17 protein-coding genes and 1 tRNA gene are annotated in these 22801 nt (G+C 63.0%); 9 read left to right on the top strand and 9 right to left on the bottom strand.

The annotated features are described in order from the left end of the window. Positions 1 to 59 precede the first annotated feature (59 nt). Both JF539_RS04035 and JF539_RS04040 read left to right on the top strand, forming a co-directional pair. The gene (locus JF539_RS04035) at positions 60 to 3005 is read left to right on the top strand and encodes a FecR domain-containing protein (protein WP_207139054.1); all 2946 of its coding nucleotides are present in this window, start codon (positions 60 to 62) and stop codon (positions 3003 to 3005) included. A gap of 376 nt (positions 3006 to 3381) precedes the next feature. Next, positions 3382 to 3457, top strand: a tRNA-Phe gene (locus JF539_RS04040). Positions 3458 to 3676: 219 nt separating this feature from the next. On the opposite strand, the gene JF539_RS04045 is transcribed toward JF539_RS04040, so the two are convergent. The 5 genes from JF539_RS04045 to JF539_RS04065 form a co-directional block, all read right to left on the bottom strand. Further along, positions 3677 to 4033, bottom strand: a complete 357-nt coding sequence (locus tag JF539_RS04045; protein ID WP_207139055.1) for a YbaN family protein — start codon at positions 4031 to 4033, stop codon at positions 3677 to 3679. A 2-nt stretch (positions 4034 to 4035) separates the two neighbouring features. After that, the gene (locus JF539_RS04050; RefSeq protein ID WP_207139056.1) at positions 4036 to 4398 is read right to left on the bottom strand and encodes a DUF3817 domain-containing protein; all 363 of its coding nucleotides are present in this window, start codon (positions 4396 to 4398) and stop codon (positions 4036 to 4038) included. Continuing rightward, positions 4385 to 5611: an FAD-dependent oxidoreductase gene (locus tag JF539_RS04055; RefSeq protein WP_268957517.1), complete on the bottom strand. Its 1227-nt coding sequence runs from the start codon at positions 5609 to 5611 to the stop codon at positions 4385 to 4387. Before JF539_RS04055 ends, JF539_RS04050 begins: the two co-directional genes overlap by 14 nt. A 265-nt stretch (positions 5612 to 5876) precedes the next feature. Next, positions 5877 to 6845, bottom strand: coding sequence for a beta-ketoacyl-ACP synthase III (locus JF539_RS04060; RefSeq protein ID WP_209016991.1), 969 nt, complete (start codon positions 6843 to 6845; stop codon positions 5877 to 5879). Positions 6846 to 7206: 361 nt separating this feature from the next. Next, entirely contained in the window at positions 7207 to 8163 is a 957-nt protein-coding gene (locus JF539_RS04065; protein WP_207139058.1) for a LysR substrate-binding domain-containing protein, read from the bottom strand. 162 nt (positions 8164 to 8325) lie between these two features. On the opposite strand from JF539_RS04065, the gene chvE reads away from it, so the two are divergent. The 7 genes from chvE (at position 8326) to JF539_RS04100 (ending at position 17514) form a co-directional block, all read left to right on the top strand. Beyond that, on the top strand, positions 8326 to 9405 hold the full coding sequence (gene chvE / locus JF539_RS04070) for a multiple monosaccharide ABC transporter substrate-binding protein (RefSeq protein WP_209016992.1): 1080 nt from the start codon (positions 8326 to 8328) through the stop codon (positions 9403 to 9405). A gap of 103 nt (positions 9406 to 9508) precedes the next feature. Next, a complete protein-coding gene (mmsA, locus tag JF539_RS04075; RefSeq protein WP_207139060.1) occupies positions 9509 to 11023 on the top strand; it encodes a multiple monosaccharide ABC transporter ATP-binding protein in 1515 nt (504 codons plus the stop codon). A 13-nt stretch (positions 11024 to 11036) separates the two neighbouring features. Further along, on the top strand, positions 11037 to 12296 hold the full coding sequence (mmsB, locus tag JF539_RS04080; RefSeq protein ID WP_209016993.1) for a multiple monosaccharide ABC transporter permease: 1260 nt from the start codon (positions 11037 to 11039) through the stop codon (positions 12294 to 12296). 4 nt (positions 12297 to 12300) lie between these two features. After that, complete coding sequence (gene araD1, locus JF539_RS04085) at positions 12301 to 13296, top strand: AraD1 family protein (protein ID WP_207139061.1); 996 nt, start codon at positions 12301 to 12303, stop codon at positions 13294 to 13296. Between the two features lie 4 nt (positions 13297 to 13300). Further along, complete coding sequence (araD, locus tag JF539_RS04090) at positions 13301 to 15043, top strand: L-arabinonate dehydratase (RefSeq protein WP_207139062.1); 1743 nt, start codon at positions 13301 to 13303, stop codon at positions 15041 to 15043. Continuing rightward, entirely contained in the window at positions 15043 to 15978 is a 936-nt protein-coding gene (locus JF539_RS04095) for a Gfo/Idh/MocA family protein (protein WP_207139063.1), read from the top strand. Before araD ends, JF539_RS04095 begins: the two co-directional genes overlap by 1 nt. Positions 15979 to 16005: 27 nt before the next feature. Next, complete coding sequence (locus JF539_RS04100) at positions 16006 to 17514, top strand: aldehyde dehydrogenase (NADP(+)) (RefSeq protein WP_207139064.1); 1509 nt, start codon at positions 16006 to 16008, stop codon at positions 17512 to 17514. A gap of 617 nt (positions 17515 to 18131) precedes the next feature. Here the strand turns inward: JF539_RS04100 and JF539_RS04105 are convergent. From JF539_RS04105 to JF539_RS04120, 4 genes are all read right to left on the bottom strand, one after another. Next, on the bottom strand, positions 18132 to 19292 hold the full coding sequence (locus JF539_RS04105) for a Gfo/Idh/MocA family protein (RefSeq protein ID WP_207139065.1): 1161 nt from the start codon (positions 19290 to 19292) through the stop codon (positions 18132 to 18134). A gap of 257 nt (positions 19293 to 19549) precedes the next feature. Continuing rightward, on the bottom strand, positions 19550 to 20605 hold the full coding sequence (locus JF539_RS04110; protein ID WP_207139066.1) for a sugar phosphate isomerase/epimerase family protein: 1056 nt from the start codon (positions 20603 to 20605) through the stop codon (positions 19550 to 19552). A gap of 117 nt (positions 20606 to 20722) precedes the next feature. Beyond that, positions 20723 to 21673 carry a substrate-binding domain-containing protein gene (locus JF539_RS04115; RefSeq protein ID WP_209017160.1) on the bottom strand — a complete coding sequence of 317 codons (951 nt, stop codon included), beginning with the start codon at positions 21671 to 21673 and terminating at the stop codon, positions 20723 to 20725. A gap of 104 nt (positions 21674 to 21777) precedes the next feature. Continuing rightward, positions 21778 to 22800 carry an ABC transporter permease gene (locus JF539_RS04120; RefSeq protein WP_207140835.1) on the bottom strand — a complete coding sequence of 341 codons (1023 nt, stop codon included), beginning with the start codon at positions 22798 to 22800 and terminating at the stop codon, positions 21778 to 21780. Position 22801 lies beyond the last annotated feature (1 nt).

Genomic DNA, 22801 nt, shown 5'->3' on the forward strand with positions numbered 1-22801 from the left:
AATGCGCCGTGCCGTTGCTCCTTGCGGCGCTTTGCGTCCTATGCGGACCGGAGTTGGCGGTGGCAAAGAAGGTCGGCTCGGCCGCCGCGGTCAACACGGCAGCCTTCGGCGCGGCACCCGGAGCCGTGCGCGAGGCAAAGTTCATCGGCGACACCGTGCTTTTCAACGAACGGATCGACACGTCCGGCACCGGTCTCGTTCAGGTCCTGTTCGTGGACGGGTCCACCTTCACGGTGGGACCCAATTCGGATCTGATGATCGACGAGTTCGTCTACAATCCGGACGACGGCAGCGGCAAGCTGATCGCCTCCTTCGGCAAGGGCGTCGCCCGTTTCGTCGGCGGCAAGCTCAGCAAGAAAAAGGGCGGTGTCAGTGTCAGGACGCCGGTGGGGACCATCGGCATCCGCGGCGGCATCGCCAATCTCGACCTGACGCGCGGCGCACCGGTTTTTTCTCTCGTGTTCGGCAAGGAACTGTCCTTCAAGGGCGCGGACGGCACATCGCGCCGCATCTATAGGCCCGGCTACTCGCTGCAGGTCGGAGGGGTCGGGGGCGGTGTCCGGCGCACTTCCGCCGAGGACCTGGAGGGCGTCCAGTCCTCCCTGATGAGCAAATCCGGACAACGCGGCGGCGCCACCGTACCGCCGACGGGGACACAGGTGCGGAATTCCGGCATGACGCAGGTGAATTCGGACCTGGGCCGTGTCTACACGGCGCCACGCCGCAAACCGCAGGCCGTCCTGTCGACATCCTCCGGGAACGCGGAAACCACCCTTGTGCAGGTTCAAAAGGTCAACAGGAAACACGCCGGGATCTCCTCACTGGCCAGCGGTGCCACAAAGACAGGCAGGTCGGTCGATATCCGTGTTCTTTCCGCGGGCGCCACCTTCACGTCCCTGGGCGGCGGCATGGTCTCCTCGCCGGGGGCGCAAGGCCTGATCGGGGGCAGCGCCGGCCTCAGCGAAACGGCCACCTTCATCTATAGGGACATTGCTGAAACCGGCGACCGGGAAACCACCGGAACCGCGACCGGCGTCGCCAGGGCCACGATTGGCGGACACACCGTGGCGCAATTCCTCTACCCCGGCAAAGGCGGCGGATTTTACGCGCAAACTCTCACGAACAAGGGAATCGCGATTCAGGAGTTCAACGAGGCAAGAGTTCCGGCAGTTCCCGAGGCCGCCGTGGAGGTGGAAGGGACTGCTGTCGGACAGGCCAGGGGAGCCGTCTATTTCAATGAGGACTTTCACGCCTTCGCGCATGTGCCTGACGTGACCCCGGCCGGTTCGCCCTCCTTCCAGATCGAAGACATGATTTTCGGTATATCCGGCACGGAAACGGATTTCAGCACTTTCGGCAATGCCGCCGATCCGCTTCGGGTCAGGAGCTATTCTCTCCATGCCGATCCGACAACGCTTTTCAGCCTCGGAACCGATGAGACCGGGGGCGGTTTCACCCCTATGGAGACCGGTGCTCTGTTCGTGAACCCGCTGGTTGCCGGCACGCTTGGCGCGGATTTCCTGTCGGAGACGAAAAACACGGGTTTCCTCATCAAGGAAACAGACCCTGAGACATTGGACGGCGCGCATTATCTGGCGTCCTCCTTTCACCTGAAGGGCGCGGGAACATCCCAGAAGTCCCTGATTTCTCTGGCGGTTGGCGCGGTGGATTTGGGGGCGGTTGAAGAAGGAGGCCTTGCAACGGCCCGGCGCGGCAGCCACCGGATCGATGCCTTGCAATCCGCCGGGCTCTATAGCGGCGGATTGCAAGGCGTCAAAGGATCTGACGGGAGTGCGTTTTTCGGAGCCAATGCGCAGAGCTTCGTCTTCGGCAGCAGCCTGACCGGCGGAGCGTCCGGCGTCCCCTATACCGACGACTACGTGGAGCGTCCGGATGCTTTCGCGAGCGAAGAGACGGTCTCGGCAACGCTGCACGTTGCCCTGCTCGACGAAGACGCGGGGCAAGACGTCAGCGCCCTGGCCCGCAGCGACCGCACGCTGACGGGTTACGCCTCGGGCGTCCTGGAAAGCACGGTGAATTATCACGACCCCGGCGTCCTGGACAGCCTGGCGGCCGGCGGCGCCACGGTCTTGGAAACATCGGTCCTCCCGGTTGCCGCGGCCCCGGCGGCTTCCGTCGGCCCGGTCCATTTCACGAGCGACACCCCGGACGACGTGTCGGTCACCTTCAACAGCGCGGAGGAAACCCTGGGCGGTGCGCTGACCGTACGCGACCTCGCGGAAGACGATCCGGAGGTCTATTCCTACACCGTCGGGTTCGGCGCAACCGGCAGCGGCTCTAGCCCTGACCGTGCGACTTTCATCGACGACGATATCTATGCGGCCTGGGATTCCGCCGACGCTGCGCAGACCTACCTCACAAGCACCGTGAACGAGAAGCTCGATCTCCTGCCGGGGACAAGCCCGAACACCTACTTCGTGCCCGGCACACTGGTCCCCGGGGCGGACGACGTAATCCTGGCGCCGGTCGCGACGCAATGCGTCTGCGCCTTCCTGGAGTGGGGCTACTGGGGCACGTCGATGCGTTATGAGGATACTGGCGGCGTGCTGGGCGGTGCCGCAGAGCGGACCGACACATTCCATCTCGGCACATGGGTCGCCGGTGCCATCAGCGGGTCCGGCGATCTCCCGGCCTCCGGGAGCGCCAGCTATGCGGGGCAGGCGGTCGGCAACGTCGTCAGCAACGGCGCGCAGTACCTTGCGGCGGGTGGCTTTTCGATGACGGTCGATTTCGCCAGCCGGACCGGCACGGCGGCCATTTCCGATTTCGACAACCGCTCCTTCTCCGCCACCTTGAGCGAACGGGCAATTGCCGGAGGGAATCACTTTACCGGCGCGCTTTCGGGAGATGCCGTTGGAACCCTCAACACCTCGATCGTCGGCGGGCCGCTGACCGGTCATGACGGGGTGATCGGCAATTTCAACGCCGCCGACCCGGCGGCGCACTGGTCCGCCTCGGGAATTGTCGCCGGCGGGATCCAGTAACAGGGGAGGCCGTACGTTCGCCCATATGCTGCGGTCCAGCCGGCAACGCCGGATATCGCGCGCGGCGGCGTGCGGGTGACCAAGCCGATAGGCACCGGTTGCCTCTTCTCCAACCACGCCGCTGAACCGGGCCCTCCCACACGGCGATCGCACTCAAGGGCGCTTTGATCTGCCGATGGGGAATTGCGAGACCAATCTGTAAAGCATTGAAAAAGCGTTTTATTTCTCGGGTCAGGTCTTTTCGGGGCCTGTCTGCGCGAGCGGCGTCACAAGTTTGCAAAAAACTTTGCCGGGGTGCTGGACAAGGGCAGGACGAGCCTCTATAAGGACCGGGCTTTCGGCGAACGGGGCCTGTCCCCAACCACTCGCAGAGCACGCCCAGATAGCTCAGTTGGTAGAGCAGCGGATTGAAAATCCGCGTGTCGGTGGTTCGATTCCGCCTCTGGGCACCACTTCTCTCCCATGACCAACAAAATCAAATAGCTGAGATGTTCCGGCCTGTTGCGCTCGCCTCGATGTGCGGCGCGGGACGGACTACGTTGTTCTGTCCGTCTGGAAGCCGTCGGCCGCGGCCTACCCGGCGAAAGCAGACCGTGATCTTTCGTTGAAAGAACAATCTCCACCGAGGCATCGGCACGTTGAGCGGAGTTTTTTCCCGGCGCCATCCGGTGTCAGGCGGTCGGCCGCGTGAAGACATAGACAAGCCCAACACTCATCAGGGACGCGACGATCAGCGACAGCATCCAAGAGGGATCGCGCAGCAGAAAAAACAACGCAAAACCCATCAGGCAGCCGCCAAGCGCCAGCCATTTGGCGCGCAGGGGGATCGCGCCTCGTTCCCGCCATTCCACGAGCAACGAGCCAAAACGCGGATGCGACAGAAGCCAGCTTTCCAACCGCTCCGACGAGCGGGCGAAACAGGCGGCCGAGATGATCAGGAACGGGACGGTGGGGAGAACCGGCAGAAACGCCCCGACAAATCCGAGTCCGGTGAAGAACAGGCCGAGCAGAAGGAACAGCATGCGCATGTCTATCGAGGCCCCTCAAGCGTGCCGGTCCTAGCATCCTCTGCCATGCGGCGCGTCAAAAACGGATCGTTGAGAAAGGTTCCGAAGGGAACGAGAGACGCCAGGAAGGTTCGCAGCCAGTCGGATGAACTCCAGTTCCGGCCCCAAAGCGCTGCGATCATGAGGGCCACGTAGGCCAGAAACGCGTAGCCGTGGATCGGCCCCATGACGTGAACCCAGGAGGGATTGCCAAGCATGTATTTCACCGGCATCGCGGCCAGAAACAGAAGGATCGTCGTGATGCCTTCCACGACGGCAATCAGGCGGAAGGTGGCGAACAAGCGGTGAGATCGATGCGGATTGGTCTCGCTTTTAGCGCGGCGCATGGAGGCTGTCCTTCGCAATGTGTTCGGGGCGGAAGCCCATGCCGATCAACCGGCCCATCAGGCGCGCAAGGATCGGAAAACGGCCGATCATCCTGACGAACCCCGGCGGGCGGCGCGACGCTTCGCCCCGGCTGTTCCGCTTCCGGCGCATCATGCGCTGAAGCCCCTGCGTGGCCCGGGTCGGGAACATCCGGCGCGCCTGGACACGGGCCAGGTCGGCGCCGGTCAAACGTCCCTCGCGCAGCGGCCGGGCAAGGATATTCGCGGCCGCCACCGCATCCTGTATGGCAAGGTTCACCCCGAAACCGCCCACGGGCGACATGGCATGGGCAGCGTCGCCGATGCATAACAGCCCCGGAGACCACCAGCGCTCCAGACGGTCCATGCGGATCGAGAGCAGGTGAACCTGGTCCCAGGCCTGTATTTCCTCGAAACGGCTTTCGGGCAAAGGCGCCAAATCGGCAAGGGCTCTCCGGAACTCGGGCAGGCCCTCGGTCTTCAACTCCTCGAAGCGGCCCTTTTTGATGACGTAGCCACATTGCCAGAAGTGGCCGCGGTCGATCAGAACAAGGCCTTGCTGCGGGCCGGCATGGCTCATGGCGGGAGCGGGATCGTCAGGCTGGCGCGTCAGCTTGAGCCAGAGCACATCGACCGCCGAGCCGAAGTCGATGATTTTCAGTCCGGCCTGTGAGCGCACGACCGAATGGCGCCCGTCGGCTCCGATCACCAGAGAGGCCCGGATGTCTCCGGTTGCGGTGCCGCCGTTTTCCCAGCTTACGCCTGTAACACGGCCGCCTTCCTTCAGGAGACCGGTCACGCGATGATCCATCATGAGCTGGAAACCGGGCATTTCCCGTCCTTTTGCGGCGAGAAAGTCCAGAAAGTCCCACTGCGGCATGAAAGCGATGTAGCGGCAGTCCAGCGGCAAGCGGCGGAAGTCGGCAATGGTCACCTGGCGGCCGTCGATTTCCGCATGCAAGTCGGCCGCCTTCTGGTGGGGGAGCTCAAGGAATTCACTGAGCCAGCCCAACTCGGCCATCAGCTGCAAGGTCGCGGGATGAATGGTGTCTCCCCGGAAGTCGCGAAGGAAGTCGGGGTGTTTTTCAAGGACGGTGACAGTCACGCCCGCGCGCGCCAGCAAGAGACCCGCCATCATCCCGGCAGGCCCACCCCCGGTGATTATGCAATCCCGTGTCGGTCCGTTCGTCGCCAATTCAACCAGCCTGTTCCAAAAGGTCGCTTTTGAGACGGTCTCTGGCTGGGCAATCCGACTGAATGCTGGCTATCTGACGTCTTCGCAAATGCTGAGGGCGGAAGCCTATCATCGAACCGGTCGCGCAGCCACCGCCGACGCCTGGGCGGATCGCCGTTTGCTGCGCGCATTTCGTCGCACGGATCCCTGGTGTTACGGGAAACCGAGGCAGGTTCGGATTTGTGGTCCGAGGTGCCGCGTTGAAGCGCGGCCGCCCGACGGCAGGTTAAAACCGCAGGATTGCCGCTCCCCAGGCGAGCCCGCCGCCGGCGGCCGTCACCGCGCAGAGGTTGCCGTCCTGGATGCGCCCGTCGTCGATGGCGGTGGAGATGGCAAGCGGGATCGAGGCCGAGGATGTGTTGCCGTGGTCCTGGATCGTCTTGACGACCTTTTCGTCCGGGATGTTCAGCCGCTCGGCGATGCCGTGCATGATGCGGATGTTGGCCTGGTGGGGAACGAACCAGTCGAGGTCGTCCGGCGTGAGCGCGGCGCGTTTGAGCGAGATGTCCAGGGCGTCCGACATGGCATTGACGGCGGCGCGGAAAAGCTCGTTTCCGACCATGCGCACAAGGCCGACGGTGCCGGTCGAGGACGGGCCGCCATCGGCGTAGAGAAGCGGAGATTTGGTGCCGTCCGCCGACAGATGCGAGGCCAGAACCGCCGAAGTTTCGGCCTCGGGATCGGCCTGAAGGACGAAGGCGCCTGCGCCGTCGCCGAACAGGACGCAGGTTGCCCGGTCGTTCCAGTCCAGGAAGCAGGAGAGCTTGTCGGCGCCGATCACGAGGGCGGTTTTCGCCCGTCCGGTCTGCAGGAAGCTGTCGGCGATTTCCAGGGCGTGAATGAAGCCGGCGCAGGCCGCTGAGACGTCGAAGGCCATTGTGGTGCCCGCCGAAATCTTCTCCTGGACGTAGACTGCGGTGGAGGGAAAGGTCCGGTCGGGCGTCACGGTCGCGACGATGATCAGGTCGACGCTGCTTGACGGAATACCGGCCCGCGCGAGCGCATCCCTGGCGGCGTTTGCCGCCAGATCCGAGGTCGTCTGATCGTCCGCGGCCATCCGGCGCGACGTTATGCCGGTTCGCGACCGGATCCATTCGTCGGAAGTGTCGACCATCCGGGTCAGTTCTTCGTTCGTTAATATCCGCTCCGGCAGATAAGAGCCGACACCGATCAGACGACTGCCTATTCCTGTCATGTGAAAACCGGTTTCCCGCCTCGCTGTTTTCTGCTTTTTTTCGTTAGAAAGACCGGTATCGGCCGGCTGTATTTGACTTGATCCTGGAGCGGCTGGTCGAATTCGGGACGTTCCGGAAATTCAATTTCCGGAGCCGTATATGCGGTTGTGATTATGTATCGAAAATGACGCTGTCTGAAAGATTTTTCGAATTTTGAGACATCCCTTCGCCAATGCGTATTCGATCGGCCGATCAAAGTTCGTCAAGACTATCAGGTGAACGCAGTGCAGCATAGTGCCAATCGGCGCGACCCGCGTGTTGTGGAGATGAAGGCGCGAAGCCTGCTTTTTCCGTCTCAAGCCTGAATTGTTCGGATGAAAGCTAAACAAGATCGTCCCGGCCCTTTACCGCCCTCAGGACCTCCCGGGCCACGATTTGCGCCACCGGGGTGAGGACCTGACCCTTGCGCGTCAGGAAGGAATAGGGCTCGACCGAGAGGGTGAGGTCGCTCTCCAGGCAGACCACGGTGCCGGGAGCACCGTCCGGCCCCCTGGCGAAGTTTTCCGCGACAGAGCGGGCGAGCGGGCCGATGGCATTGGTGTGCTGAATGGTCGCCAGCGTGAACAGGAAGGACGAAGTGGTCAGGATCCGGGCGGGAAGGGTGAGGCCTTTTTCCCGGAGCTTTTCTTCCGCGGTTGCGCGGATGGGAGAGCCGGCCGGTGGCAGGACCCAGTCGAAGCCGAGCAGGGCCTCCGCTGGAACAGGAGGACCGCTTCGGGTCAGCGGGTGGCCGGGGCGGGCGATGATGCAGGCCGGTTCGCGCAACAGGGGGCGCTCCTCGAACATCGCGGCATCGGCTTCGGGAGGAATACGGCTCAGCGAAAAGTCCAGCCTGCCGTCTTCCAGCATCGGCGCGAGAACCCGGCTGGGGCTGACCTCCACCGAAATGGAAATGTCCGGATAGCTCAGCCGGATGTGACGCAGGGCGGGCAGGATGTACTCGATGGTCGGGCCGGTCACCGAGCCGATGGCGACATGGCCGCGCTGTCCGGATTTGTGCTGTTCGATATCCTCGCCGGCATCGGCGAATTCCTGCAGGATCCGGACACAGCGTTCCGCCAGCTTCCGGCCGACAGCGGTCAGTTCGATGCCCCGGCCGCTGCGCATATAAAGCTGCGCCTCGGCAATGCGCTCGATTTCCGACATCAGCCGGGAGGCGGCCGGCTGGGTCATCCCGAGCGCCGCCGCCGCGTCGGTGAGCCGCGTGTGGCGCACAAGTTCCGCCAAAAGGCGCAGATGGGACATTTTCAGTCCCCGTCTCAAAAGATCCAGGCTCATGGGAGCATTCGCTTCTCGCTGACATACTATTACTGGTATGAAATGATAATGAATAATAATTTGACGGTCATGTAGATTTCACAGCATTTCTAGCCCCGGAGCCGCCAAGTGCGTGCCCTATCCATATTGTCGACCGGTTGGGATCCGGTCTGGGAGGAAATGATGAAACTTGTTACGAAGGCGCTCGTCGCAGCCGCGGCGGCAGCAACTCTTATGTCCGGCGTGGCCTTGAGCGGCGTCGCAATTGCGCAGGACAAGGGCTCCATCGGCATCGCCATGCCGACCAAATCCTCGGCCCGCTGGATCTCCGACGGCAATTCGATGGTCGAGCAGTTCACCGAAGCCGGTTACACCACGGACCTGCAGTACGCTGAAGACGACATTCCGAACCAGCTCGCCCAGATCGAGAACATGATCACCAAGGGTGTCAACGTTTTGGTGATCGCGGCCATCGACGGCACGACCCTGTCGAACGCCCTGGAAAACGCGGCGGCTTCCGGCATCAAGGTGATCGCTTATGACCGCCTGATCCGTGACAGCGGCAACGTCGACTATTACGCCACCTTCGACAACTTCAAGGTCGGCGTGCAGCAGGCGACGTCCCTGGTGAACGGCCTGAAGGAGCGTTTCGGCGACGGGCCCTACAACGTCGAGCTTTTCGGTGGATCTCCGGACGACAACAACGCCTATTTCTTCTATGACGGCGCCATGTCCGTGCTGCAGCCGCTGATCGACGACGGCACCGTTGTCATCCAGTCCGGCCAGACGGGCATGGACACCGTCGGAACCCTGCGCTGGGATGGCGCGGTCGCCCAGGCGCGCATGGATAACCTTCTCTCCGCCCATTACACCGACAAGACCTTGCATGGCGCGCTCAGCCCCTATGACGGTCTGTCCATCGGCATCCTGTCCTCGCTGAAGGGCGTCGGCTACGGCTCCGGCGACCAGAAAATGCCGATCGTGACCGGTCAGGACGCGGAAGTTCCGTCCGTCAAGTCGATCCTGGCGGGCGAGCAGTATTCCACTGTCTTCAAGGACACCCGTGAACTGGCACGTGTGACCGTCGGCATGGTCGATGCCCTGCTGGAAGGCGGAGAGCCGGAAATCAACGACACCAAGACCTACGATAACGGCGTCAAGGTCGTTCCTTCCTATCTCCTGGAGCCCGTCGCGGTCGACGCCGGCAACTGGGAAGAGATCCTGGTCGGCAGTGGTTACTACACCGAAGATCAGGTGAAATAAGTACTCGAAATTAATTGAGTACGTAGCCCCATCAGACACTCCCGCCCGTAGCGCCTAGAGGCTATCGGGCGGGCCTTTCCTCGGAATTCGGAGAACGGGGTCGATGGCACTCCTTTCCATGCAGAATATCAGCAAGACCTTTCCGGGCGTGAAAGCGCTCGACAGGGTCAACCTGGAAGTCCGCAAGGGCGAAATCCATGCCGTGGTCGGCGAAAACGGCGCCGGCAAGTCCACGCTGATGAAGGTCCTGTCCGGGGTCTATCCGCACGGACAGTATGATGGCGAGATCGTTTTCGAAGGCGAGCCGGCGCGCTTTTCCGGCATCAACGACAGCGAGCGGCAGGGGATCATCATCATTCACCAGGAATTGGCCCTGGTGCCTCAGCTTTCCATTGCCGAAAACATCTTCCTCGGCAACGAATGCGCCAGGAATGGCGTGATCGACTGGCGCAAGACCAACAAGCGCACAGAGGAGCTCCTCGCCAAGGTCGGGCTCATCGAACCGCCGACCACCAAGGTCGACAACATCGGCGTCGGCAAGCAGCAGCTCGTCGAGATCGCCAAGGCCTTGTCGAAGGACGTCAAACTGCTCATCCTGGACGAGCCGACCGCGGCCCTGCAGGAAAACGACAGCAAGAAACTGCTCGACCTGATGCTGGAGCTGAAGGAACACGGCGTCACCAGCATCATCATCACCCACAAGCTGAACGAGGTCCGCTACGTGGCGGACAGCGTGACGGTCATTCGCGACGGCATGACCGTCTCGAAGCTCGACGCCAAGGCGGGGCTAAGCGAGGACGACATCGTCCGCGACATGGTCGGCCGGGACATGACGCACCGTTTTCCGGAGCACACGCGCAGCCCGGGCGAGACGCTGTTTGAAATCGACAGCTGGAATGTCTGGCATCCGGAACATACCGAGCGCCAGGTGATCCGGAACGCCTCCTTCAAGGTCCGCGCGGGCGAGGTCATCGGCATCGCCGGTCTCATGGGCTCGGGCCGGACGGAACTGGCGATGTCGATCTTCGGCCGCTCCTACGGGCGCAACATTTCCGGAACGGCGAAGCTTCACGGCAAGGAGATCGACGTCAGCACGGTGGACCGGGCGATCGATGCAGGTATTTCCTATGTCACCGAGGACCGCAAGGCGCTCGGTCTGATCCTGGACGAGACCATTCGCTTCAACACGACGCTTGCCAACCTGGACGGGGTTTCGGCCGGGTCCATCCTGAAGAAGAACGAAGAGACCAGGGTGGCGGAGAAATACCGCGAGGCGCTCGCCATCCGGACCCCGTCGGTATTTCAGAAAACGGTCAACCTGTCCGGCGGCAACCAGCAAAAGGTGGTGCTGGCGAAATGGCTGTTCACGGCGCCGGAGGTCCTGATCCTGGACGAGCCGACGCGCGGCATCGACGTCGGCGCCAAATATGAAATCTACACGATCATCAACGACCTCGCCGCCCAGGGCAAAGGCGTGGTCATGATCTCGTCGGAAATGCCGGAACTGCTCGGCATGTGCGACCGGATCTACGTCATGAACGAGGGGGCTCTCGTTGGCGAACTCAGCGCCGGCGAAGCGAGCCAGGAGCGCATCATGTCGCTCATTGTCAACGAGTGAAAGAGCATTACCGATGGAACTGGCACAAAGCGATGCATCTGCGGGCGAGACATCCCCGGCACCGGCGGTGAAGACCAAGGGCGTTGGCGAGTATCTCTCCTCGCACCTGAGACAGTACGGCCTTCTGTTCGCCCTGATCGCGGTGATGGTCTTCTTCCAGATCGTCACCGACGGCACCCTGCTCAGGGCCGTCAACGTCACCAACCTGCTCCTGCAGAACTCCTACATCATCATCATGGCGCTGGGCATGCTCATCGTCATCGTTTCCGGCAACATCGACCTGTCGGTCGGATCGGTGATGGGCTTCGTCGGCGCGCTCGCCGCGGTGATGATCGTCAACTTCGACCTGCCGGTCATCGTTACCATCGTTACCTGCCTGGCGGTCGGCGGGGTTATCGGCGCGGCCCAGGGCTATTGGGTCGCCTATTGGAAGATACCCTCCTTCATCGTGACGCTGGCCGGCATGCTGGTCTTTCGCGGACTGTCTCTCTGGCTGCTCGAAGGCCAGTCGGTCGGCCCGTTCCCGCGCGAATTCCAGATGATCGCGACCGGTTTCGTGCCCGATATCTTCCCGGCCGGACTGGGGCAGGGGCTGGCTGAGGCCTTCGGTGCCCGGCAGGTCAATGTTCTGGCGCTCGGAACAGGGATCGCGGCCGCGGCGCTCGTGGTCTGGATCGGCCTGCGCCAGCGGGCCCAGAACAAGGCCTATGGTATCGAGGACGAGCCGAAAAGCTTCTTTATCGCGCGCAATGTCATTGTCGCGGCGGCGCTGATCTTCGTCATGTACAAGCTGTCGCTCTTCCGTGGTCTGCCGAACGTCCTGATCACCATGGGCGTCCTGACCGTGATCTACGCCTTCATCACCGAAACCACGACCATCGGCCGGCGCGTCTATGCGCTCGGGGGCAACCAGAAGGCGGCCAAGCTGTCCGGCATCAAGACCGAACGCCTGACCTTCCTGGCCTTCACCAACATGGGGGTCCTGGCGGCGGCCGCCGGACTGGTCTTCGCCGCGCGCCTCAATACGGCGACGCCGAAGGCCGGCTTTGCCCTGGAGCTTGACGTGATCGCCGCCGTCTTCATCGGCGGGGCGTCCATGTCCGGCGGTGTCGGCACGATCATCGGCGCGGTTGTCGGCGCCTTCCTGATGGGCGTTCTGAACAACGGCATGTCGATCATGGGCATCGGCATCGACTACCAGCAGATGATCAAGGGTCTGGTCCTGCTCGCCGCCGTCATCTTCGACGTCTACAACAAGAACAAGCAGGGGTAACAAGATGCTGATCTCTCAGATCCGAAACGACGAGGGTTCCATCTCCGTCGTGGTCCGCAGCGGCAGCGAAGCCTCGATCCTGAAGGGCGTCGCCAGTACCTACGATCTGGTGCGCGAGGCGATCGCCAGCGGACGGAGCCTGACGGAATGTATCCGCGCGCACGATCTGGGGCCTGCCGTCGACCTGGAAAAGCTTGCGGAGGAAAAGCGGCTGCTTCTGCCGATCCTGCATCCGGACGCAGCCCACATGCATCTGACCGGCACCGGCCTGACCCATCTGGGCTCGGCCGCGACCCGCAACGCCATGCACGCCAAAGCGAAGGACGGCGACCAGCCCGTGACCGATTCCATGAAGATGTTCCAGATGGGTCTGGAAGGCGGACGCCCGGCTCAGGGTAAAATCGGCGTCCAGCCGGAATGGTTCTACAAGGGCAATGGCAACGCCGCCGTGGCACCCGGCGGTGACCTAGTGAGCCCCGGCTTCTGCGAGGACGGCGGCGAGGAGCCGGAAGTGGCCGGCATCTATGTGATCGGAGAAGACGGAACGCCGTTCCGGGTCGGCTTCGCGCTCGCCAACGAATTTTCCGACCATGTCATGGAGCGCCAGAACTATCTGTTCCTGGCACATTCGAAACTCAGGCCCGCGTCTTTCGGTCCCGAGCTCCTGGTCGGAGATCTGCCGGAGAGCGTTGAGGGCACCAGCCGGATCCTGCGCGACGGCGACGTGCTTTGGGAAAAGCCGTTCCTGTCGGGCGAGGCCAACATGTCCCATACGCTGTCGAACCTGGAACACCACCATTTCAAATACGGCCTCTTCCGTCAGCCGGGCGATCTCCACGTCCACATGTTCGGAACCGCGACGCTCTCCTTTGCCGACGGGATTTCCTGCCGGGAAGGCGATGAGATCGAGATTTCGGCGCCGGGCTTCGGCGTCGCGCTCAAGAACCGCCTTGTCTTCCAACCGGCGGAAACCTCCGCCGCGTCCGTGAAAGTGCTGTAAGACAATGACCTTCAAGCCCGCCCAATGGCCGCGCAAGCTGCGCTCGACGGAATGGTTCGGCGGAACCAGCCGCGATCACATTTATCACCGCAGCTGGATGAAGAACCAGGGGCTGCCGGACCACCTCTTCGACGGCCGTCCGGTGATCGGCATCTGCAACACCTGGTCGGAACTCACCCCCTGCAACGGCCACCTGCGCGACCTGGCCGAACGGGTCAAGCATGGGGTCTTCGAGGCCGGCGGTTTCCCGGTGGAGTTTCCCGTCTTCTCGACCGGCGAAAGCACGCTCCGGCCGACCGCTATGATGTACCGCAACATGGCCGCCATGAATGTCGAGGAGGCGATCCGTGCGACGCCGCTCGACGGGGTCGTGCTGCTGGTCGGCTGCGACAAGACCACGCCGTCTCTCCTGATGGGTGCCGCGTCGGTGGACATTCCGGCCATCGTGGTGACAGGCGGTCCGATGTTGAACGGCTGGTTCCAGGGTGAGCGCGTCGGCTCCGGCACGCATCTGTGGAAATTCTCTGAGGCCATCAAGGCGGGCAAGATGACCCAGGAGGAATTCCTGGACGCCGAAATCGCCATGAGCCGGTCTCCGGGCACCTGCAACACCATGGGCACCGCCTCCACGATGGCCTCCATGGCCGAGGCACTCGGAATGGCGCTCTCCGGCAATGCCGCGATCCCGGCGGTCGACAGCCGCCGCCGGGTCATGGCGCATCTTTCGGGCAGTCGCATCGTGCAGATGGTGAAGGACGACCTGAAGCCGTCGCATATTCTCACCAGGCAGGCCTTCGAGAACGCCATCCGCACCAACGGCGCCATCGGCGGCTCCACAAACGCGGTCATTCACCTGCTGGCGATTGCCGGCCGCGTCGGCATCGACCTGACGCTGGACGACTGGGATCGTCTCGGCCGCGACGTGCCGACCATCGTCAATCTCATGCCGTCGGGCGAATACCTGATGGAGGAGTTCTTCTATGCCGGCGGCCTGCCGGTGGTGATCAAGCGCCTGGGCGAGGCGGGCATGCTCCACAAGGACGCCCTGACCGTTGCGGGCGAACCCATCTGGGATCAGGTCAAGGACGCAAGGAACTGGAACGAGGACGTCATCGTACCGGTGGAAAGGGCTCTGACCGACCACGGCGGCATTGCCGTCCTCAAAGGCAATCTGGCGCCCAACGGCGCCGTCCTGAAACCCTCTGCCGCGTCGCCCCATCTGATGCAGCACCGGGGCAAGGCGGTGGTCTTCGAGGATATCGACGACTACAAGGCCCGGATCGAGGACGACTCTCTCGACATCGACGAGACCTGCGTCATGGTCCTGAAGAACTGCGGGCCGAAAGGCTATCCGGGCATGTCGGAGGTCGGCAACATGGGCCTTCCACCAAAAGTGCTGAAGAAAGGCATCACCGACATGGTGCGCATTTCCGATGCGCGCATGTCTGGAACCGCCTATGGAACCGTCGTCCTGCACACCTCGCCGGAAGCCGCCGCCGGCGGTCCTCTGGCGGTTGTCAGAACCGGCGACGTGATTGAACTCGACGTCGCCAACCGCAGGCTCCACCTGGAGATCTCGGACGCGGAACTCGCTGAGAGGCTTGAAGCCTGGAAGCCCTCGCATGATGTACCGGCGAGCGGCTACGCGCGTCTTTTCCACGACCATGTCCAAGGGGCGGATACGGGGGCGGACTTCGACTTCCTGAAAGGTTGCCGGGGATCGGCTGTACCGAAGGATTCTCACTGATGCCGGAAAACCTGGGTGAAAAACTGGCGCTGGTCGGTATCGGCAAGATTGCCCGCGACCAGCATTTGCCGGCGATTGGCGCCAATCCCGATTGGTCGCTTGAAGCGACGGTCAGCCGCCACGGCACCGTCGAGGGCGTGGAGCATTTCACCGACATCGACGCGCTTCTGGAGACCCGGCCGGACATAACGACGGTTTCGCTTGCCATCCCGCCGCAGCCCCGTTTCGACTATGCCGCCAAGGCCTTGAAGGCAGGAAGGAATGTCATGCTGGAAAAGCCACCGGGCCAAAGCCTTGCGGAATGTTATGCGCTGGAAGCGCTGGCGAAGGAAAATGGTGTCACCCTCTTCGCGACCTGGCACTCCCGCTATGCCGACTGCGTTCCGGACCTGAAGGCCTGGGTGTCCTCGCGCAGGATCGAACGTCTTCAAATCACCTGGAAGGAAGACGTCCGCCGCTGGCATCCGGGACAGGACTGGATCTGGGCGCCGGGTGGCATGGGCGTCTTCGATCCCGGTATCAACGCCCTGTCGATCCTGACGGAAATCCTTCCCTATCCGGTCCATGTCACGGCGGCCACGCTGGAATTCCCGGAAAACCGGGATACGCCAATCGCCGCGGCCCTGACTTTTGCCGATCCTACAGGAGCCGACATGAGCGCGGTCTTTGACTGGCGACAGGAAGGTCCCCAGACCTGGGACATCGACATTGAGACCGACGGCGGCACAGCGAAGCTTTCGCTTGGCGGAGAAAAGCTTGAGATCGACGGTGAGCTTGTTAAACAGGGAGCGAACCACGAATACGCCAACCTCTATGCCCGCATGGCGTCTCTCCTGAAGGCAGGCGAGAGCGACATGGATCTTTCTCCCATGATCCATGTCTGCGACGCCTTCTCCCTGGGACGCCGGGCGGTCACCGATCCGTTCCACTTTTAATATCGTTCCAAAACCGGAAGGTTTGTCATGACTTTTACACCGCACGGAAAAAATCTGGTTGCCGGAGACTGGGTTGCGAGCGACGCGACCTTCGCCTCGCAGCCGGCTCAGGGCGCGTCTTTCAACTTTTCCAACGGGACCGCGGCTCAGGTGGATGAGGCCTGCAAGGCGGCCGAGGAAGCCTTCTGGACCTTCGGTTATTCCTCAAGGGAAGACCGCGCGAAGTTCCTGAACACCATTGCCGACGAGATCGAGGCGCGCGCCGACGCGATCACCGAGATCGGTACTTCCGAAACCGGCCTGCCGCAGGCGCGCCTTCAGGGCGAGCGCGGCCGCACCACCGGCCAGCTCCGTCTGTTCGCGTCTCATATCCTGAAGGGCGACTATCTCGACAAGCAACACGACGAGGCCCTGCCGGACCGCCAGCCGCTGCCGCGCCCGGACCTGAAGCTGGTCCAGCGTCCCATCGGCCCGGTGGCCGTCTTCGGAGCGTCCAACTTCCCGCTCGCCTTTTCCACCGCCGGCGGCGACACCGCTTCAGCCCTGGCGGCCGGCTGCCCGGTCGTGGTGCGCGGCCATCCGGCCCATCCGGGTACCGGCGAGATCGTTGCCGAGGCGATTGCGGCAGCGGTCAAGTCCTGCGGTCCCCATCCGGGCGTCTTCTCCTTCATCCAGGGAGAAGGCTTCGAGGTCGGTCAGGCGCTGGTCCAACACCCGCTGATCACGGCTGTTGGCTTCACCGGCTCCCTGCGCGGCGGCCGGGCGCTCTACGATCTCTGCGCAAAGCGTCCCGTGCCGATCCCCTTCTTCGGAGAGCTTGGTTCCGTCAACCCGATGTTCTGCCTGCCTGAGGCGATTTCCGCCCGGGGCGAGGCCATGGCCAAGGGCTGGGCCGGGTCGCTGACCATGGGCGCGGGCCAGTTCTGCACCAACCCGGCCGTTGCCCTGGTCCTGGAAGGAGCCGAGGGCGATGCCTTCGTCAAGACGGCTGTAGACGCTCTTGCTGAGATTGGCGAGCAGACCATGCTCACCGACGGTATCGCGTCTGCCTATCGAAGCGGGGTCAAGCGCGTTGCCGCCCATAGCGGCGTGCGCGAGCTGATCGGCACCGCCTGCGAAACCCGTAACGCCAAGCCCTATCTCTTCGAGACCACCGGCGATGCCTGGCTCGCCGACGAGGAGCTGGGCGAGGAAGTCTTCGGCCCGCTCGCCATCGTCGTGCGCGTCAAGGACGAGGTTCAGCTGATCGAAATCGCCAAGGGTCTGGAAGGCCAGCTCACCTGCACCCTGCACATGGACGAGGCCGACACGGCTCTCGCAGCCATGCTGATGCCGATCCTGGAACGCAAGGCGGGCCGGGTTCTTGCCAACGGCTTTCCGACCGGTGTGGAAGTCGCCGACGCCATGGTCCACGGCGGCCCTTACCCGGCCTCCACCAATTTCGGCGCGACCTCCGTCGGCACGCTGGCCATCCGCCGCTTCCTGCGCCCGGTCTGCTTCCAGAACATCCCGGTGGGTCTGGTTCCGGAGTGGTGAGGTAGAAACCGTCCCGCACAGGGCTTGCGGTGGCCGGAGCCCTGTTGAGGTCATGAATTGCTTGTCATCCCGGCTCTCCGCTTCGCTGCGGCCGGGATGACAAATGACTGAGTATGGTGGCAGAAAAGGAGCCTGCTGCGGCGTTTCAGTTTTGCCTTCCGCTCCAGACAGCTTCGACATCCACTGTCTCGATCCGGAAGTCCGTTGCCGCAACTTCAACGTAGGCCAGTCCGTGAAGGAAGAGGCGGAAATATCTCACGTCGCCCAATTCCACTTTGGGGGGGGGGGCGCCGCCAACCAGTTGATCAATCCGCATCGTATCGAACGGGGCCGCAGAGATCTCAATCGAATTGTTCTCGCCCATGCGCGTCCATACGCATCAATCCGGAACGGCGGCCACAAGCTCCAATTAACCTCTCCCGACGGGAGAGGTCGGCGCTCGCGCCGGGTTAGGCGACAGATCTGTCGTAATATCTCATGCGCTTGGCCCCCTCACCACAGCCTTTTCCATGGGAGGGGGAGTTTGGCAGTGTCAAAAATCATTTTCCTGCCCTCTAGGCCGGAACTGCACAAGCGTTGAGAAACCGGTTCGCTTAGCCCGAGGGGAGAAGCGGTCCTTACCCCTCCAGCTTGACCCAGGCCGCGTTCTTAGCCGAAGAGCGCACACACGCGTCTACGAAGCGGACCCCGGCGAGACCGTCACCGATGCCCGGGACCAGGCTAACCGTCTCCTGTCCGGCTTGATGGGCCCGGATGGCATCGGCGGCATCCTTGTAGAGGTTGGCGAAGCCTTCCAGATAGCCTTCCGGGTGGCCGGGGGGAACACGCGTGGCCGGTCCGATACTGGCGGACATGCCGGCTCCACCGCGCGTGATCAGACGTTTCGGCTCGCCGAATGGGGTGTAGTGCAGGTAGTTCGGGTCCTCCTGGTGCCATTCGAGGCCGCCCTTGTCGCCATAGATCCGGATCTTGAGATTGTTCTCGTTGCCGGGCGCGACCTGCGAACACCACAGCATGCCGCGCGCACCGCTGGCGTAGCGCAGCATCACGTGGGCGTTGTCGTCGACCGGACGGCCGGGAACGAAGGATTGCAGATCGGCGGCCAGGCACTCCGCCGTTTCGCCGAGGATGAACGAGGCCAGGTTGTAGGCATGGGTGCCGATGTCGCCGGTGGAACCGCCAACCCCGGAGCGGGCGGGATCGGTGCGCCATTCGGCCTGCTTGTTGTGCTGCTCCACCGTCAGCCAGTCCTGCGGATATTCCACCTGAACCACCCGGATCGTGCCGAGATCGCCCTCCCGGACCATCTCGCGGGCCTGACGGACCATCGGATAGCCGGTGTAATTGTGGGTCAGGAAGAAGAGGGCGCTGGACTCCTCCGCCGCCCTGGCGAGTTTCTTCGCATCCGCCAGCGTCGACGTCAGCGGCTTGTCGCAGATGACGTGGATGCCGCGTTTCAAAAATGCCTTGGCGGCCGGGTAGTGCACATGGTTCGGCGTGACGATGGCGACCGCCTCGATGCCGTCCTTCAGCCGCGCCTCGCGTTTGGCCATCTCCTCGAAGGAAGAATAGATGCGGTCCTCCTTGAGGCCGAGCGCCCGGCCGGACTCCTGCGCCTTTTCCGGTGTTGACGAAAGCGCGCCGGCCACGAGATCGTAGCGTCCGTCGATGCGCGAGGCGATCCGGTGGACCGCGCCGATAAAGGCGTCCTTGCCGCCGCCGACCATTCCGAGACGAATGGGGCGTGCTTCCGGAGTTTCTTTTCCTTCAATGGCCATGTCGGTCCTCCTGATTGATTTTCTGGTGCCGGATCACTTCCGGCCCCGTGCCGTCGTCTTCGCCGATCCTGTACCTCATCCCGAGCAGAGCCGAAGGTCCGTCTCGAAGGATGGGCGCCTGGTTCCTGCGCAATTGGTTCCTGCGCGATTGGCCCATCCTTGAAGTCGGCGCTGTGCGCCTCCTCAGCATGAAGCAGAGGGTGAGGTACCTGAATCGCGACTGCCGCGTTTCGAGGCAACTTCTTGAAACTTCTGATCTAACCGAGTCCGAGCATGGCCCGGTTGGCTGCATCATCAGTACCGCCATCGGCAAAATCGTCAAAGGCCTTTTCGGTGACCCGGATGATGTGGTCCCTCACGAAGGCCGCGCCCTCGCGGGCTCCGTCTTCCGGGTGCTTCAGGCAGCATTCCCACTCGACGACCGCCCAGCCGTCGAAATCGTTTGCCGCCATCTTCGAAAAGACCGCGCCGAAATCGACCTGGCCGTCGCCGAGTGACCGGAACCGTCCGGCCCGGTCGACCCAGGACTGGTAGCCGCCGTAGACGCCCTGGCGTCCGGTCGGATTGAACTCGGCGTCCTTGACATGGAACATGCCGATCCGGTCGCGGTAGATGTCGATATTGTCCAGGTAGTCGAGGCATTGCAGTACGTAATGTGACGGATCGTAGAGCATCTTGCAGCGGCTGTGGCCGCCGAGGCGCCCCAGGAACATTTCGAAGGTGATGCCGTCGTGGAGATCCTCGCCGGGATGGATTTCATAGCAGACATCGACGCCCATCTCGTCGGCATAGTCGAGGATGGGCCGCCAGCGGCGCGCAAGCTCGTCAAAGGCCGTTTCGATCAGGCCGGCCGGGCGCTGCGGCCACGGGTAGACATAGGGCCAGGCGAGCGCGCCGGAAAAGGTCGCATGGGCGGAGATGCCGAGATTGCGGCTGGCGGCCAGCGCCAGTTTGACCTGATCGACCGCCCAGGCCTGGCGGGCGGCTGGATTGCCGCGCACCTCCGGCACGGCGAACCCGTCGAATGCGGTGTCATAGGCCGGATGGACCGCCACAAGCTGGCCCTGAAGATGGGTCGAAAGTTCGGTGACCTCCACACCGTTCTCCCGGGCGATGCCGGCGAATTCCTCGCAATAGGCTTTCGAACTGGCAGCCTTCTGCAGGTCGATCAGCCGCGCGTCCCAGCTTGGGACCTGCACACCGGCATAGCCGCAGTCGGCGGCCCATTTCGTGATCGATGCCCAGGAATTGAATGGTGCTTCGTCCGCGGCGAACTGGGCGAGAAACAGGGCGGGCCCCTTGATGGTTTTCATGATTGTCTCCGGATGGGATCGCGGCTGCAGTGGGGCGCAGCGGTATCCAACTCAGCTCGAGGGAAGGCAAAGGGAGCCGGGACCCCATCGCAAAAGGCCCCGGCTCAGGTCAAGGACTTAGAACGGAGATTCCGGGAAGTAGTAGCTCTCCGCGTTGTCCTTGTTGATCAGGGTCGCGCCGAGAATGTAGCGGCCGGCGACCGGACCGTTGGACTTGAAGGCACTGACCGTCAGATCCATGGCCGTTGCGATCATCGCGGGCGGGTAGAGAACGTCGACGGGCATCAGTTCGTCGCCGTCCATGATGCCCTTGATGATCTCCTTCATGCCAGCACCGCCGACCACGAACATGCCGTCGCCGTCGCGGCCGGCCTGCTTCAGGGCGGCGACCACGCCGATGGCGATGTCGTCATCCTGCGCCCAGACTGCGTCGATATCGGGGAAGCGGGACAGGAAGTCCTGCATCACCTCGAAGCCGTCGTCGCGGTTCCAGTTGGCATGCTTGTGGTCGAGCACGTTGATGCCCGATCCCTCGATTTCCGCCATGAAGGCATCGAACCGCTCGTTGTCGATAACGGTCGGAATGCCGCGCAGGACGACGATGTTGTCGCCGTCCTTGAGACGCGTCTTCATGTATTGCGCCGACACCCGGCCGAGTTCCGGATTGTTGCCGGCGACGTAAAGATCCTCGATGCCCGGCTGGCTGAGGCCGCGGTCAACGACCGTTATCCAGGCGCCGGAGTTCTTGACGTTCAGCACCGGGTCTGTGAGCGGCTCGGATTCGAAGGGCAGAACGACAAGGCCATCGATCTGGTGCACGGAGACGAGGTCTTCCAGTGCGCTTGCCTGGGCTTCGGGATCCGGCGAGTTGACCAGGATCAGGTCGACATCCGGGTAAAGGGCTTCGAGCCGCTGTTCCGCCTGTTCCGCATGCCAGTTCATGCCGGCGGCCCAGGCGTGTGTCGGGGTCGGGTAGCTGACGCCGATCTTGATTTTTTCCTGTGCGGACGCGGAGCCGGCAAAAGCCATCAAACCGGTAACCGCCATCACTCCCAGCATCTTCTTCATGTGCATTGTTTCCTCCTCCAATGCCTGCCGATTGGGCGCACTTTTTCCGTCCGGTGCGCGCCGGTCTTGAAAAGGGGACGGTCCTTTGTCTCAGATCGCCAGCGTCAGGATTTTCCGCGTCCTGCCAGCTTCCAGTCGCTGCGCTGCAGGAACACCGCGACGATGATGATCAGTCCCTGCATGGTTCCGTTCAGGTAATTCGAGATCAGATCGGTGAAGTTCAGGATGTTGCCGATGGTCGTCAGGATCAGCGCGCCCAGGATCGTGCCGCCGATCCGCCCGTAGCCGCCCTTGAGCACGGTGCCGCCGATGATCACGGCCGCAATGGCCTCCAGCTCCCAGAGGACGCCCGTCGAGGCGGAGGCCGAGCCGAGGCGCGGCACGTAGATGATCGTGGCGAAGGCGACGCAGAGGCCCTGAATGACATAGGTCAGCGTCTTCACCCGGTCGACGTTGATGGCGGAGTAGCGTGCGACTGCCTCGTTGGACCCGATGGCCGTACAGTAGCGCCCGAAGGCCGTCCGGTTGAGCAGCAGCCAGCCGCAGATGGCAACCGCGATGAACACCCAGACAGGGAAGGGCAGGCCCAGGAAGGAGTCGTAATAGACCGGCCGGTAGGTGCCGCGCACGTCGAAATCGAGCGAAAGCGTACCGCCGTCGGCGAAATAGGTGACCAGGGAGCGGTAGATGCCCATGGTGCCGAGCGTGACGATGAAGGCCTCGATCTTGCCCTTTGTGGTCAGCGCCCCGTTGATCCAGCCGGCACCGATGCCGAGGATGACCGCCACGCCGCAGCCGAGCAGCACGGTCGGAACGCCGGTTCCCAGTGTCTCGACGGCACCGTCCATGACGATGATCATGACGCCGGCAATGGCGGCGGCCATGGAACCGACCGAAAGATCGATGCCGCCTGCGGTGATGACGAACGTCGCACCGACCGCGATGATGCCGATGAAGGCGGAGCGGGTCAGCAGGTTGGTCAGATTACCTTCGCTGATGAAGGCCGGGTTCAAGAGGAACCCGATGATGCACAGGATCAGGAGGGCGACCGCTGGACCGAGGGTCTTGAGGTCGACGGTGGGGCGGCGGGGCTTGCTGGTGGCCGTGTTGTCGGACGCGGTCATCATG

It is taken from the genome of Roseibium aggregatum, assembly GCF_017309185.1.
Lineage (GTDB): Bacteria > Pseudomonadota > Alphaproteobacteria > Rhizobiales > Stappiaceae > Roseibium > Roseibium aggregatum_B.

Excerpts from the sequence above, each read along its gene's own strand:
- JF539_RS04045 (WP_207139055.1), bottom strand. The coding sequence starts at position 4,033 with ATGCGCATGCTGTTCCTTCTGCTCGGCCTGTTCTTCACCGGACTCGGA.
- JF539_RS04050 (WP_207139056.1), bottom strand. The coding sequence starts at position 4,398 with ATGCGCCGCGCTAAAAGCGAGACCAATCCGCATCGATCTCACCGCTTG.
- JF539_RS04060 (WP_209016991.1), bottom strand. The coding sequence starts at position 6,845 with ATGACAGGAATAGGCAGTCGTCTGATCGGTGTCGGCTCTTATCTGCCG.
- JF539_RS04065 (WP_207139058.1), bottom strand. The coding sequence starts at position 8,163 with ATGAGCCTGGATCTTTTGAGACGGGGACTGAAAATGTCCCATCTGCGC.
- chvE (WP_209016992.1), top strand. The coding sequence starts at position 8,326 with ATGAAACTTGTTACGAAGGCGCTCGTCGCAGCCGCGGCGGCAGCAACT.
- mmsA (WP_207139060.1), top strand. The coding sequence starts at position 9,509 with ATGGCACTCCTTTCCATGCAGAATATCAGCAAGACCTTTCCGGGCGTG.
- mmsB (WP_209016993.1), top strand. The coding sequence starts at position 11,037 with ATGGAACTGGCACAAAGCGATGCATCTGCGGGCGAGACATCCCCGGCA.
- araD1 (WP_207139061.1), top strand. The coding sequence starts at position 12,301 with ATGCTGATCTCTCAGATCCGAAACGACGAGGGTTCCATCTCCGTCGTG.
- araD (WP_207139062.1), top strand. The coding sequence starts at position 13,301 with ATGACCTTCAAGCCCGCCCAATGGCCGCGCAAGCTGCGCTCGACGGAA.
- JF539_RS04095 (WP_207139063.1), top strand. The coding sequence starts at position 15,043 with ATGCCGGAAAACCTGGGTGAAAAACTGGCGCTGGTCGGTATCGGCAAG.
- JF539_RS04100 (WP_207139064.1), top strand. The coding sequence starts at position 16,006 with ATGACTTTTACACCGCACGGAAAAAATCTGGTTGCCGGAGACTGGGTT.
- JF539_RS04105 (WP_207139065.1), bottom strand. The coding sequence starts at position 19,292 with ATGGCCATTGAAGGAAAAGAAACTCCGGAAGCACGCCCCATTCGTCTC.
- JF539_RS04110 (WP_207139066.1), bottom strand. The coding sequence starts at position 20,605 with ATGAAAACCATCAAGGGGCCCGCCCTGTTTCTCGCCCAGTTCGCCGCG.
- JF539_RS04115 (WP_209017160.1), bottom strand. The coding sequence starts at position 21,673 with ATGAAGAAGATGCTGGGAGTGATGGCGGTTACCGGTTTGATGGCTTTT.
- JF539_RS04120 (WP_207140835.1), bottom strand. The coding sequence starts at position 22,800 with ATGATGACCGCGTCCGACAACACGGCCACCAGCAAGCCCCGCCGCCCC.